13 protein-coding genes are annotated in these 14707 nt (G+C 38.9%); 4 read left to right on the forward strand and 9 right to left on the reverse strand.

Going from position 1 to position 14707, the window contains the following annotated elements:
• Positions 1–5: 5 nt before the first annotated feature.
• The 7 genes from VGE44_RS04305 to VGE44_RS04335 all read right to left on the reverse strand — a co-directional run bounded on the left by VGE44_RS04305 (position 6) and on the right by VGE44_RS04335 (position 7082).
• Positions 6–782 carry a Rossmann-like and DUF2520 domain-containing protein gene (locus VGE44_RS04305; protein ID WP_331076519.1) on the reverse strand — a complete coding sequence of 259 codons (777 nt, stop codon included), beginning with the start codon at positions 780–782 and terminating at the stop codon, positions 6–8.
• The gene (locus tag VGE44_RS04310) at positions 782–3247 is read right to left on the reverse strand and encodes a heme lyase CcmF/NrfE family subunit (RefSeq protein ID WP_331076520.1); all 2466 of its coding nucleotides are present in this window, start codon (positions 3245–3247) and stop codon (positions 782–784) included. Before VGE44_RS04310 ends, VGE44_RS04305 begins: the two co-directional genes overlap by 1 nt.
• A 6-nt stretch (positions 3248–3253) precedes the next feature.
• Positions 3254–3664: a cytochrome c maturation protein CcmE gene (locus tag VGE44_RS04315; protein WP_331076521.1), complete on the reverse strand. Its 411-nt coding sequence runs from the start codon at positions 3662–3664 to the stop codon at positions 3254–3256.
• Between the two features lie 156 nt (positions 3665–3820).
• Complete coding sequence (locus VGE44_RS04320) at positions 3821–5257, reverse strand: Glu/Leu/Phe/Val dehydrogenase (protein ID WP_331076522.1); 1437 nt, start codon at positions 5255–5257, stop codon at positions 3821–3823.
• Positions 5258–5409: 152 nt separating this feature from the next.
• Positions 5410–5622 (reverse strand): CcmD family protein, encoded by a 213-nt coding sequence (locus tag VGE44_RS04325; RefSeq protein ID WP_331076523.1) that lies wholly within the window; start codon positions 5620–5622, stop codon positions 5410–5412.
• A 119-nt stretch (positions 5623–5741) separates the two neighbouring features.
• The gene (locus VGE44_RS04330; RefSeq protein ID WP_331076524.1) at positions 5742–6407 is read right to left on the reverse strand and encodes a cytochrome c biogenesis protein; all 666 of its coding nucleotides are present in this window, start codon (positions 6405–6407) and stop codon (positions 5742–5744) included.
• Between the two features lie 12 nt (positions 6408–6419).
• Positions 6420–7082: a heme exporter protein CcmB gene (locus tag VGE44_RS04335; protein ID WP_331076525.1), complete on the reverse strand. Its 663-nt coding sequence runs from the start codon at positions 7080–7082 to the stop codon at positions 6420–6422.
• Positions 7083–7168: 86 nt separating this feature from the next.
• Here VGE44_RS04335 and VGE44_RS04340 point away from each other — a divergent pair, with 86 nt between their 5' ends.
• Complete coding sequence (locus tag VGE44_RS04340; protein ID WP_331076526.1) at positions 7169–7648, forward strand: methylated-DNA--[protein]-cysteine S-methyltransferase; 480 nt, start codon at positions 7169–7171, stop codon at positions 7646–7648.
• Position 7649: 1 nt separating this feature from the next.
• Complete coding sequence (locus VGE44_RS04345) at positions 7650–8174, forward strand: DUF421 domain-containing protein (protein ID WP_331076527.1); 525 nt, start codon at positions 7650–7652, stop codon at positions 8172–8174.
• Between the two features lie 53 nt (positions 8175–8227).
• Here VGE44_RS04345 and VGE44_RS04350 read toward each other — a convergent pair whose 3' ends face one another.
• Positions 8228–9091, reverse strand: coding sequence for an N-acetylglucosamine kinase (locus tag VGE44_RS04350; protein ID WP_331076528.1), 864 nt, complete (start codon positions 9089–9091; stop codon positions 8228–8230).
• A 337-nt stretch (positions 9092–9428) separates the two neighbouring features.
• Between VGE44_RS04350 and VGE44_RS04355 the strand changes: the two genes are divergently transcribed.
• On the forward strand, positions 9429–11210 hold the full coding sequence (locus VGE44_RS04355) for a glycoside hydrolase family 15 protein (protein WP_331076529.1): 1782 nt from the start codon (positions 9429–9431) through the stop codon (positions 11208–11210).
• Between the two features lie 34 nt (positions 11211–11244).
• Here VGE44_RS04355 and VGE44_RS04360 read toward each other — a convergent pair whose 3' ends face one another.
• The gene (locus VGE44_RS04360) at positions 11245–13425 is read right to left on the reverse strand and encodes a bifunctional alpha,alpha-trehalose-phosphate synthase (UDP-forming)/trehalose-phosphatase (RefSeq protein WP_331076530.1); all 2181 of its coding nucleotides are present in this window, start codon (positions 13423–13425) and stop codon (positions 11245–11247) included.
• 193 nt (positions 13426–13618) lie between these two features.
• On the opposite strand from VGE44_RS04360, the gene VGE44_RS04365 reads away from it, so the two are divergent.
• Complete coding sequence (locus VGE44_RS04365) at positions 13619–14653, forward strand: GntG family PLP-dependent aldolase (RefSeq protein ID WP_331076531.1); 1035 nt, start codon at positions 13619–13621, stop codon at positions 14651–14653.
• The last annotated feature ends 54 nt before the right edge of the window (positions 14654–14707 follow it).

Consider the following 14707-nt stretch of genomic DNA (forward strand, 5'->3'; position numbering starts at 1 on the left):
TAAACTCAGCCCTGTGAGCGCTTGTGCAAATTGACTATGCTTTGACTAAGTTTAGTATAAAGTTCTGATAAGGCGGGATTATGTTTAAGAAGTTCGAGGTGTGACTGAATGGTAGCCTGGTCTTCCCTAATAGCCGGCCCCGTCTGGACAGAAACAGGATCATTCATTTCAATTTTACTGAGGGTTTCTTCAATCAGTGGCTTCAAGAGTTCATAATCCAAGCCCTTTTCTTCCAATAATTCCTGAGCGAGTCCAAAGAGATGATTGGTAAAATTACAGGCAAATACAGCAGCAACATGAAGTGTTTTACGTTGTTCTGAATTTAATTCAATTACTTTTTCTGATAAGCGATCAGCAATTGCCCGGATACCTGACAATACATCGGGGCTATTTGCTTCAATAATGATTGGAATCTGCCTGAAATCGACCGATTTGACCTTTGAAAAGGTTTGCAGCGGGTAAAACACACCAATTTTTGTGGATGCTCCTTCCAGAGCAGAAAGTCCGGTTGAACCGGATGTATGTACAAGCAATTGATCACTGAGCTTTAATTCAAGAGCAATTTCCCTGATTGCTTCATCCTTAACAGCGATGATAAACAAGTCGGCAGAGCGATCCAGATCAAACATATTGTCGATGGCTTCTGCTGCCAGAGTATCTGCTAGTGAGCTTGCGTGGGTTATATCACGGCTCCAAACCTGAGATATATCCTGGCCGGCCATTTTAAATGCACGACCTAAATGCGTGGCTATATTACCACTGCCTAAAATGACAATATTCATCAGACTGTTTTGATTTCCTTATTTCTCCTGAAAATGGATAGAATAAATCCGATCACCATAATGATCGTTCCTCCCCAGAATAAATTTATATACGGAAATTCAATGGCTTTTAATACTACCCAATCCTTCTCTGCTTTTGGTTTCTGATAGACCATCAGCTCAAGCTTGTCCTTATCAGGATAAACATTTGAAAAACGCAATTTCAGTCCCTTTTCATCGACTGTCTTTCCGAAATCAAATTTGGAACCATCTTTTAATAAATAGATAGGCTCAGACGGGTAAACTTTACCATCTGAAACAATATCTAACTGCAACCCAATGGCGATATCCCGCTCACCAACAGGAATATTCTGAATCTTTGCCTCACGGTTAATACCCTTAACCAATATATAACCTTCTCTGAAACGGACTGTGTCACCAACATTCACTTCATAAGTAGCAGGCTTTTCATATTTTTCATCCTCAGAATGACCCTCATGATCTTCATGGTCCTCTTCTTTCAAAGGCACGCTGCTTACATGGGTATAAACATCATGAAACAGGTAATGCCGGGTATCAGGAGAAGCAATGATCTGCCTCATTTTGGCATTTTGCTGAGCATTTGGATAAAGCGTAAAGTTCTCTTTAACGTCTCCGCTCTTCTCATCAATCACTTTGTAATTTATTCTGTAATAGGTATTTACACCCTGCGTTGAATCACCCAAATAAGTGACGGTATAACGATCCATCTTTGTAGGCTCATCCTTGTACAGGATAATGTTTTCACGGGGGTTATTACTCTTTGCGAACTCATCACCAAAACCAATCCCTGTATTATTGATTGAAATAATTTTATTCGTTGCGGCAGCGACAAGTGCTCCGACAAGCAATAAGGCAAAGCCAATATGTGCAACTGCAGATCCTGCAAGTCTCCACTTCCCCTTGAAAGCTTCACCCAGAATCTTGGCATTCGCAAGTATCGAAAATACTGAAGCATAGGTCAGTATGATATACATCACATTGGTATATATATTCATTAGGTAAACGGCTGCTGCGGTAATGAATACTGAAACAAGCAGGGATATCGAAATACTGACAAAGAACTTTTTAGGATCTGTCTTTTTGTATTTCAGGAATTGAGAAAATGCCGAAATGAAGGCAATTACTACAGCAAAAGGAACCTGCCATTTGTTGTAATGTGCAATAACATCCGCTGGCGGTGCAATTTCAGTTCCGAAAATGGCATTAAATACCGGCACTGAGGTAGTAGCAAGTATCTGAACGCAGGCGATTGATAATACCAAAGCACCTATAAAAAGCCAGAATTCGCGCGAATAAGTTTCTTCATCCTTTTTGGTTATTGGCAGTTCCTTCCAGCGGATAACCAGAAACAAAACAGCAATAAAGAGGAATGCCACCACATAAAGAACCAGATGCCAGAACATCCCTAAATCGGTAAAAGCGTGTACAGATGTTTCACCTAAAATACCACTACGGGTAAGGAAGGAGGCATAAAGCACCAGTACAAAGCTGATCAGTACCAGAAAAGTGGCTGTAAAATAAGAATGGCCTGCATTTCTATAAGCAATCAGAACGTGGACGGCTGCAATCAAAGTCATCCATGGAATGATAGAGGCATTCTCAACCGGATCCCAGGCCCAGAAGCCTCCAAAATTGAGTGCTTCGTATGCCCAGAATGAGCCCATAATGATACCTGTTCCCAGAATCATCACGGCAAAAAGTGTCCATGGCAAAGCTGGAGTAATCCATTCCGAATATCTTCTCTCCCATAGTCCGCCAATTGCATAAGCAAAAGGAACAATCATTGATGCAAAGCCAAGGAATAATGTTGGTGGATGTATGACCATCCAGTAGTTCTGAAGCAGCGGATTTAATCCGTTACCATCAGTTATCATGCTCAGGTAATCACCTCTTGCAAAGATTGGCCCTGGTACAGCATCTCTCAATAAGATAAATGGAGAACTTCCGATCCTGAGTCCGAAAACCTCAACCCCAACCAGCATTGATGCGATAAAGGCCTGAGATAGCATGATGGTAGTCATAACTGAATTTTCCCAGGTTTTGCCCTTTGAAAGTATAATTGTTCCTAAAAATGCCTGCCAGAACATCCAAAGCCAGAAACTTCCTTCCTGCCCTTCCCAAAAGGAAGAAATAATATAATAGACCGGAAGTATCTTTGATGAATGAGCCCATGCATAATGGTATTCAAACAAGTGATTATAGATAATGTAATACAGGCATGACCCTATTCCAATAACGGCAACTGTATTTAAACGGAATGCGATTCTTGCAATTCGTCTCCAGCCATCAGAACTTGCCTGCTTTGACTGGTCTTTAGAGAGTGCGCTAGTCGTTGCAAAATAATAGGCAAGGGTTGCCAGAAGAGCAGTACAAAACGACAGGATGATGAAGAACTGACCTAACTTCCCCGGAAGAAGGTTTTCTCCAATGTATTGTATTTCCATTAAGATTTAGATTTTTGCGGATGTAGCAGTAACCTCAGTAACCTCAACTTCATCCGTAGTATATTTAGAAGGGCACTTCATTAGAATTTTTGAAGCATGAAATTCATTACCAATCATTTTGCCCGTTAGTACAATCTGTTCTGAACGTTCAAAATCCTGCGGCTTGGAGCCATTAAACACCACTTTACACTCTTTCCCCTCATTATCTTTCATATAGAATGCAAAATAATTAGCATCCTGCTGTGGTTTATAAAAAAGCTCTTTTTCTTTATTCAGTTGTCCAACAACATGCAATTCTGAACTGCTCTCTGTGGCATCTGCAAATGATCCATAAGTACTTGAATCAGCGTATGTACTGATAATAATACCAATTGCTAATGCGATGATAACGATACCGGCGATGGAACTCTTTTTCATAATTATGCTTTTAACTAATTCAATCAAATGCAATTACAAAAGTACTAAATACTTCACTTTAGTAGTCAATATAACAAGAATGTTTCTATATTAGAATCATTCTAAATAACAAAGGGAAACCTTACAGCCTCCCTTTGTATAATTAAACAGTTCTGATCATGGCCAGATTCCCATATTCATGTAAGAAATGGCGACTTTATCGATAGAACCAACGAATGCCGCAGTTCTGAGTCCGTCAATTTTAGGATTAGCCATTTGTATATCACGTATCTCATGATAAGATCGGATCATGGTGTCTTCGAGCCCGGAATTGACTAATTCCAATTCTGAGGCTCCTTTAACGATTATACTCTTTTGAGCTGAATCAAGGGAAATGCCTGTGATCTTTTCAACCATATTAACCAGGTTCTGATTGGCATTTTCTTCATACCGCTTATCCATACGTCCAAATGCTACATGTGAAAGGTTTTTAAGCCATTCGAAATAAGAAACCGTAACACCACCGGCATTACAATACATATCAGGGATTAAAATACAACCCTTTTGGATAAGAAAATCGGCTGCATCCGGAGTAGTTGGCCCGTTGGCAGCTTCAGCAATAATTTTTGCTTTAATATTAGCCACATTCGCTATCGTGATCTGGTTTTCGAGCGCAGCAGGGACCAAAATATCACATTCCTGTTCCAAACCTTCGGCCGAATTGATAAATTCCTTTGTTGATCCGGCAAAACCAAGAATCGAACCGGTGGTGTTGCGATGGTAGAACACTTCATCCAGATTAAGTCCGTTAGGATTATAAATAGCTCCTTCAAACTCACAGATACCAACAACTGTAGCACCAAACTCAATCAGATATTTAATGGTATGGTAACCCACATTTCCCAATCCCTGAACGATCACCCGTTTACCGGATAGACCTGTACTAAGGCCAAGTTTATTCATATCTTCGGTGATATCAACACATTCGCGCACAGCAATAGCTACCCCGCGACCGGTAGCCTCCCTTCGTCCTGCGATGCCATGTAAAGCAATCGGTTTACCGGTAACACAACCCAATGCATCCAATTGCCCGGGATTCATGGTTTGGTAAGTATCTGCAATCCAGCTCATTTCACGCTCGCCTGAACCATAATCAGGAGCAGGGACATCAATACCGGGACCGATAAAATTCTTTTTAATTAATTCCACAGTATATCTGCGGGTTATGGTTTCAAGTTCGGCAACAGTATAATTTTTAGTATTGATCTTAATACCACCTTTCGCACCACCGAAAGGAACATTTACAATCGCACACTTATAAGTCATGAGTGCTGCAAGTGCCATCACCTCATCCTCATTTACCATGTCACTGTAACGAATACCACCCTTTGTTGGTGATTTATGATGTGAATGCTCTACTCTCCAGGCATCAATTACTTCAAAACCGTTCTCACGCCGGATTGGGAAACGGAAACGATAAACACTGTTACATGACCTGATCTGGTCAAGCAATCCTTCCGGGTGGGAAGTAAACTGTGCTGCATGATCAAAAAACTGGCAAACGTCACCAAAAAACGAAGTTTCTGAATGCGCTGCGTCTATAGACTTAGCCATAAGAAAATAAATTAATTTGAATAATTGGTTATATGCTGCAAAGTTGATAGAAATAAACCGATACTAAAAATGAAAATTACTTAGTGTATAGGATACAATATCTAATAAGCAGGTATAAACCTTATTTAAAGAACTTAAACAAGGTATATTTATTACTTCTGTTTTTCAATTTTTTTCAACCTGTTATCGATGGAAAAGAGATAAATGGCCAATCCGATGAAGACAACTGAAATAACCAGTACCACCACATAAATCTTTCCGGAACTTCTAAGGGAATCTGCCATCTCAACTCCATTGGAATTCTGTGCCAGAAGGTTTAAAGTAAATGACAGAATTAAGGCTAGTGTAAGGATAAATTTTTTCATCATTTTGTTGTTGGTTGTTGGTTATTGGTTGTTAGCAAATACTGCTAAATGTCGAATGATTTGTAATCAGGAACTCTCAATTCTCCACCCGATAGCTATCGGGTCTCAATTCTCCACTCTCAATTGATAAAGTTTTGCCTATTCTCAACCTTCCTTATCCTATACCTGATAGTTGTAATCCATGTACTGATCAAAATCCATCCCAATACAGCCGGGTAAAATACCGGGCGCAGCTCTGGTGCCATATCCTTGGTATTAAATCCGGGGTTACCACCATTTCCAGGATGGAGTGAGTCGGTCATCCGCGGAAGTATGAATAGTAATACCACCATGATCGGGAATGCGAAAATATTATATACAGCTGATATTCTGCCTCTTTTCTGTTCTTCTTCCAGAGAGTTTCTAAGCACAAGATAAGCCAGATAAACAAGCAAAGCAATTGCTGCACTATTTTGTTTCGGGTCATTACTCCAGGCTTCGCCCCAGGTATATTTAGCCCATACTGCACCGGTAACCAAACCCAGAATACCAAAAATGATTCCGACATTGGCACTTTCTACGGCCATCAGATCATCATTTTCATTTGAAGAGTTCAGATAACGGATACTGTACACAAAAGAAACAGTTAACATGACGATCATGGCAAACCACATCGGTACATGAAAATGAATATTACGGATAGTTTCGTTTAATATCGGCTTTGCCGGAACATGAAATAAAAACCCCGCAATAATTGAGTAGAGCACAAGAACTGTGGCCAGGATTTTCCACCAGTTTTTATTCATAAGGTTCTTTAATTAGTCCTTCCAAAGGTAAGGAAATAACAATAAAGATGTAGTGATCACGATGATATTTATGGCTATCAGAACACCGATCTCATCATATGATACCGAACGGTCCAAACCGTCCATTGCATTCTTCGATAACTTAATCAGCACCACCAACAGGGGTATTATTACCGGGAAACTCAATATAGCCATGAGCCCTCCTGCGTTGTTTGCTTTGGAGGCAATCCCCGAAATCATCGTGAAGACAGATGCGAAACTGACACTTCCCAAGAGAACTGCAAAAAAATAGAATAGTGGATCTCCCAGCAGATTTTTAAATACCAGGGTATAAAAACCTAGTGCGATAGCAGAGAGCAAAAGCATCAGAAAAACATTATAAATGATCTTGGAGATAATGATCGCTTGCGCACTGGTAATTGTGTAGTAGTACAACTGCCTTCCCCTGCTTTCCTGGATAAAACTTTTGGTGATTGCATTCACTGAGGCGAACAGCATAATGATCCAGAAGAGGGCATTCCAGGTCGGCGGACTTGTTATCTCACGGAAAGCCAGATAACATACAAAAACTGTTGAAACCACATATAGTAAAATGCCATTCAATGCATATTTTGAACGCCATTCAAGCATGATTTCCTTACGGATCAGAAATTTAACCTGATTCAATAAATCCATTGCAACAAATATAGAATTTGCTTTTCAGTTTCGGGTATTCATAATGGTGCAATAAATGAATCGAATATTTCTTTGTATTTTGTGTCATGTTTTTTTCAATACTTGATAGCCCTATCGGACAAATGGTCATTGAGGCGGATGAGCATGAGATATGTGCTATTGGTTTTCCTTCGGAACTACCTTTGGAGAATCCCAATAAACTCTCGGAAATGGCAAAAGAGCAGTTCAGAGAATATTTTGAGGAAAAAAGAAAGCATTTCGATTTTCCAATGGCCCAACCCGGCACAGATTTTCAACAAAAAGTATGGGATGAACTCAGAAGAATTAATGCGGGCAAACCCATAAGTTATGCAGCCTTAGCAAAAAGAATGAAAAATCCTTTGGCCATACGCGCCATCGCATCGGCAAATGGCCGCAATAATCTGATGATAGCCGTTCCATGTCATCGAGTTATAGGAAGTAATGGTGATCTGGTTGGCTTCTCGGCAGGATTATGGCGTAAAAAATGGCTGCTTGAACATGAAGCAAAAATGACCTCTATTGGCCAGTCAACTTTAACTTTCTAAAATGGATATTAATCCTTACCTGGATATAATCTTAAGGTGTATTGGTGTATACCTCTTTATGGTATTGGCTATACGATTCTTTGGCAAAAAAGAATTGTCGCAGCTTTCAACAACAGACCTGGTATTTATTGTTTTAATCAGTAACTCGGTACAGAATTCTATGGTAGGTTCCAATTCAAGTCTATCAGGTGGACTGGTTGCGGCCAGTGTTTTATTCTGCTTAAACTATCTTATGAAGCTTATCATGTACCATTCATCATCTGTAAAGGAATTGATCGAGGGCAAACCTGTCATACTGGTCTATCATGGCAAAATTGATATAGCTCACCTGCATCAGGAAAGTATTAGTATGGATGAGCTTGAAGAAGCAATCAGAGAACACGGAATTGACTCTTACAAAAATGTCAAACTTGCCATTCTTGAAGTTGATGGCAATATCAGTGTTATTGCAGGTGAACCTGATAAACTTAGGCCGCCCCAGAATAAGCATCGCAGGAAAAATAAAAATCTTGCAAATAAGAACTGATTGCGGATCAAGTCTGCAATTACAGTGCGGTCTGGAGACGTTGTCAGTGCGGCCTAGGACTGCACCCGTGGTGCCAATTCAACATGATAACGCACAAGATCATCTATTGGAGAACGGATGATTTTACCCACCTTCATTCCATACTCTGTGGCAGTTTCCTCGAGTACGTTTCTGAAATTATACCCGACAGAACCTATGCAATTAAATGTATAATCTTTGTAATTAGGATAGTGAGTAACCAGGTTTTCGAAGAAATCAACGAAGGATGTTTTTACAATGTTCCGTGAATATTCTGCATGAACATTATTATCGTATACGAACTTGGCAAAACTCGCACAAAAACGATTTGCCAATGGTTTGGTATAAACATTGTCAGTCACTTCATCAGGAGTAAGTTTATAAGTTTCCCAGAAGCGCTCTCTGACCACTTCGGGCATGTAACCCCTTAAATAATCAGTTAGTAATTTTTTACCAATATCACAACCACTACCCTCATCACCAAGAATATAAGCTGCAGAATCAATATTTAATGAAATGTCTTTACCATTATAAAGACCAGTATTTGTTCCTGTCCCCAAAATAGCGGCAAAACCACTATCTAAACCAAGTAAAGCCCGTGCTGCAGCAAGAAGATCATGTCCAACATAAATACTGGCTTTATTAAATACTGTAGACATAGCCTCTTCAACTATCTCTACCTTATCTTCAGTCGAACAACCGGCACCATAATAATTCACTTCATGAATATCAGAAAGATCGAGATCGCTTGGTAATCCTTTCCTGAGTGAATCAATTATATACTCAGCGCTTACAAAATATGGATTATATCCTTCGGTATTAAAATAGATTTTTTGACCAGATTTATTCAATAAACACCAATTGGTCTTGGTAGACCCTCCATCTGCAATAATGATCATAGTTTATAAATATTTTTAAAAAGCTAAATGTATGAATTTATACTAATTGTCCGATAAGAGAGTATTTGAAATTTACATTGCTCTGCTTTTATTATCAAGAGTTTTCAAGGCCCGAAATTAAGTCTATTTAGAAATTTCCCTTTTAAATAGCGGATTAATTTTAGCAATGCCGTAAAAAATGATGTATTTTAGCGATTGAGGCATATCTATTCATCGAAATATAAATTTGAAATGCCCGTTCAATTGTATTGTAGTAAATCTGCAAAAGGGAGTATCTATATTATTTAGGCTGTAAAATGCATCTCCGGGACTTATCCCGAAATTTTTCGCAAAAATTATGCAAAAACATACATATCAAACCGGTATAATAGGAAACTGTGCTTTTATTGCACATATTAACAAGAATACCAACATAGACTGGTTATGCTGGCCAAGATTTGATAGTTCATTTGTTTTCGGCGGATTTTTAGATAAAGACAAAGGGGGTGAATTTTCCATTTTACCATCAGGCAATTATGAATCCCATCAATATTATCTGGAGAATACCAATGTAATTTGTACAGAAATTACATCTACCGAGGGGGTTTACAGGATAACTGATTTTGCACCCCGATTTAATCAGTTTGATAGATTTTTTAAACCTTTAATGCTGATCAGAAAAGTTGAATTGATTAGTGGAACACCTCGGATAAGGGTTAAATGCAAACCAGTTTATGATTATGGGGAAAAGAAGTTAAAAGTATCTCGTGGAAGCAGCCATATCGAATATAGTGGCTCCGATGATAGAATACGTTTAACAACAAATATCCCCGTTAATTATATTATTGACGAACAGTTTTCGGTTTTAAATGAACCTAAATACCTGGTATTTACCTATGGTGAACCGCTTGAAGCTCCATTGGCGACAACTGCTGAACGTTTTCTTCTCGAAACTATCAATTACTGGAGACTTTGGATAAAACATTCTTCCATAGCAATATTCTATCAAAAAAATGTAATCAGATCTGCTCTGGCACTCAAAATCCATCAATATGAAGACACAGGTGCAATTATTGCTGCAAGTACAACCAGTTTGCCTGAATTTCCGGGCAGTGGGCGCAACTGGGACTATCGCTATTGCTGGTTAAGAGATACATTTTATGTTATTAATGCATTAAGTCATATCGGGCATTTTGAAGAAATGGAGCGCTATTTCAACTATGTTTCAGATCTTTCATTTTCAGAAAAAGGACGATATCAGCCATTGTATGGTATAACAGGAGAAAAATTCCTGAATGAGATCATACTGGAGCATCTTGATGGATATCAGAGTAATAAACCAGTTCGTATTGGTAATCAGGCATTTGAACATATTCAAAATGACATCTATGGCCAAGTTCTCATTTCTCTCCTGCCATTGTACACAGACCATCGTTTTGTTAATTCTGAGAGAAAGGATTCTGCACGCTGGATCAGCTATTTACTTTCGAAAGTTGAACTAACCATTGATGAAAAGGATGCAGGGATCTGGGAATTCAGAAATATTTCGAATACCCACTGCTACAGTAACCTCTTTCAATGGGCTGGTTGCTCTGCCGCAGAGAAAATGGCACGAGCATTAGGGGACATTGATTTGGTTGAAAAAGCAATTTCACTTAAAAACAGGGCTGCGGTTCATATTGAAAATTGCTATGATCCGATACGCAAAGTCTATACCCATGCCGCAGGAAGCCCGCATCTTGATGCAAGTACATTACAGCTTATCATGATGAATTACCTTGACCCAAGTTCTGACCGCGCCAAAGACCATCTCTGCATGCTTGAGAAAGAATTAAAAACGGATAATGGACTGTTTCACAGGTATTTACATTCGGATGATTTTGGCAAACCAAAATCTACCTTCCTAATCTGTGCTTTCTGGTATGTTGAAGCTTTGGCATGTGTAGGCCGGCTTGATGATGCAATCCGGGAATTTGAAAACCTGCTGCAATATTCAAACCATCTCCTCTTGTTTAGTGAAGATGTAGATGAAGAAACTGGGAGCCAATGGGGAAATTTCCCTCAAGCTTACAGCCATGTAGGTTTAATGAATGCTGCTTACAGGATTGCAATAAAATTAGACAGGCCTGTATTTATATAGACCATTTTGAATTACAGGCAAATATGTTTAGAATTCATTCAGAGCTAAGATGATGTAAAAATTGTCTTACATCGCCGGAATTACGAAGATAAAAACGGGCAGCTGATAAGCTGCTGCCTACCTTAAAGGTAAAGGCAGAATCTGGCAGGGCCTTGAAAATATCTTCATCGGTATGATCATCGCCTATTGCCATTATAAAATCATAATCTTTCTTGAACATGAAATTCAGGGCAGCTTTTCCCTTATTGATCTCAATATTTTTGATCTCGATCACTTTGTTACCCGGTAAAAGCTGAAGACCTTTATCTTTAGTAAGGTACACAAGGTTGTTTACAAGTTCAGAAACTCTGAGATCTCCCAGATCTTTTGGGACCTTCCGGAAATGCCATACAAGAGAAAAGCTTTTCTCTTCAATAAATGAGCCAGGTGTCCGTTCGACATAAGTGTTTAAAATCGGAAATATTTCTTCTTTCCAGGTATCGGTTAATCCCATAATGCTTGTCCAATTACCACCTATCTCCTTTTGCCAGACACCATGTTCAGCAATAATGTGAACGCCGGAATTACCAAACCATTCCTCCATCTTATTATGATCACGTCCACTTATCAGAACAATTTCGTTTGCCTTATCTGCACTTAGTTTTGCAAGTAATTGATATAGTCCGGAATCAGGACTGGCTTTATTTATGTCACTATTGAAATTAACCAGTGTGCCATCATAATCTAAAAAGATAATGCGTTTTGAGGCAGCAGAATATCTGGTAATTATTGTTTTTGCTATACTCTGATCAACATGCCTTGATTGCAGCGATCTTTGCAATTCCTTGACTTCTTGCAACTTATCCATGTATATCTTGACCCAATGAAAGATATTAAACTGAGAAACCACCTTTCTCATTTCCGCCATTTTGGTTTCCTGTTCAGCTAAAGTCATATTCAAGGCCTGAACTATTGCTCTGGTTATATCTCCTATATTATTCGGATTCACAATTAATGCATCAATCAACTCTTTAGATGCCCCTGCCATTTCACTAAGAATTAAAACTCCGTTATTGCCGGTTCGGCTGGCTACATATTCTTTACTGACAAGGTTCATCCCATCGCGCATAGGAGTTACAAGACCGATATCAGCGATCTGATATAAAGCTGATAATTCTTCAATAGATAATGATCGATAGAAATACAACACAGGCGACCATTGCATGGTACGGTAGGAGGCATTAATATTTCCTACCTTTTTGTCAATATGATCTTTCAACTCTTTATATTGAGGTACCGTATCCCGGGATGGAACAACAACCATATATAGCACCACCTTACCTATATATTCAGGATACAATTCGAGCAAAAGCTCAAAAGCTGCTAATCTTTGCAAAATGCCCTTACTATAATCCAGTCGATCTACAGATAAAATAATTCGGCTATCACTAAAATTTTCCTTTAGTAGTTCGATCTGTTCTAATACTGCATCGTCATTGGTAAGAGAAGAATACTTATTATAATCAATCCCCATAGGGAAAGCTTCAGCAACAACCGGACGGTCATCTACGGTCAAAATATTAGAATTGGAATTAATTGGCAGGATACGAATAGCCGCATTCATAAAATGCTGTACATCGTCATAGGTATGGAACCCAACCAAATCAGCTCCTAACATACCTTCAAGTAATTCTGCTCTCCAGGGAATTAGCCTGAATAATTCATAAGAAGGAAAGGGAATATGCAAAAAGAACCCTATAGTCAGATCAGCATTCTTTGCCCTGATCATTCCCGGTAGCAACAATAATTGATAATCATGTATCCAAATTGTGTCACCAGGTTCTGCTACATCTAATATAACATCCCTGAACTTTTGATTTACACTTTGGTAAAAATCCCAGTTTGATTGTTTGTAATTAACATAAGTTGAAGCATAATAATGAAATATTGGCCATAAAATTTCGTTGGAAAAACCCTCATAGTATTCTGAAATCTCCTCCTGACTTAAGAAAACAGGGAGAAGTTTCATGTCTCTCAGATTTCTGGTAATATCAGCCTTCTTTCCGGATTCATTCACCTCAATTCCAGGCCAACCAATCCAGATATTTTCACCATCTTTATAGATAGAACCTAAACCCGTTGCCAGTCCGCCTTCACTTGAAGAATAGGTATATTCCCCATTCTCTTCAGAAATTTTGACGGGTAACCTGTTTGATACTATTATTGTTTTACTCATGTGATTTTTTAGATTAATAAGCAGACCCTGGTTCCTTAAAATGAGCCAGATATGGTCAATTAAAACTTCATTAACCGGGATATTATTGGTCAGAAACGACCATTGTAAATTGCAATAATTGCTGATTTACAAAAGATTTAGGATTAATATAAGAAAAAATTTTTGATAATAGGTATAAAATATAATTTTAGGCATGAATGAGAACAAAATGATTGTTGACCTGCGAAGTGATACAGTTACGCGGCCAACACCAGGAATGCTGGAGGCTATGTATAGTGCAAAGGTTGGGGATGATGTATTTGAAGAAGATGAAACTGTAAATGAATTGCAGGAAAAAACTGCAGCCATCTTTGGTATGGAAGATGCACTTTTTTGTCCTTCCGGGACTATGACAAACCAGATTGCGATCAAACGTTTTACCAATCCGATGGAAGAGGTGATCTGTGATGAAACCGCGCATATATATCGGTATGAGGGTGGTGGAATCGCCTACAATTCTATGGCTTCTGTCCGCTTGCTTTATGGCGACAGAGGCCGTCTTAGTGCCGAGCTTATCGAACCTCATATAAACCCCGATAATGTTCATTATCCAAAAAGCAGTCTGGTTGTCCTTGAAAATACAGTAAACCGTGGTGGTGGAAGTTTTTATACTCTGGATCAGATTGAGCCGATCTATCATTTATGCCGATTAAAAAACATTTTCCTGCATCTGGATGGAGCCAGGATCTTTAATGCCCTGGCTGAGTCGGGAGATGATCCCAAGGAGTATGGAAGAATGTTTGATGGGATATCCGTTTGTTTATCAAAAGGTCTGGGAGCTCCTGTAGGTTCTGTGCTCTTAGGAAGCAGAGAAACCATTTATCATGCAAGAAGGATTCGTAAAGCGTTGGGGGGAGGCTGGCGACAGGCAGGTTATCTGGCAGCGGCCGGAATCTATGCCCTTGATCATCATATTGATCGCCTGAAAACGGATCATAAGAATGCTAAAATACTGGCTGAAACATTAATTAGTTTACCATTTGTAAGCAGTATTATGCCCGCAGATACAAATATTGTGATCTTTGAGCTCGACAAAAAACATAATCCGGATGAATTTGTTGAAAAATTAAAACATCATGGAATAAAGTGTAATACCTTCGGCAAACAAATGATCAGATTTGTTACACACCTGGATATCAATGATGAGCAAATAGAATATACCATTGATGTTTTGAAGAAAATGCATTAAACGTTGAGTTCGAATTAGCCCTATCAGCGTAGCGCCTAAATAAATACCTTTGTA

The organism is Daejeonella sp. (genome assembly GCF_036405355.1).
Lineage (GTDB): Bacteria > Bacteroidota > Bacteroidia > Sphingobacteriales > Sphingobacteriaceae > Daejeonella.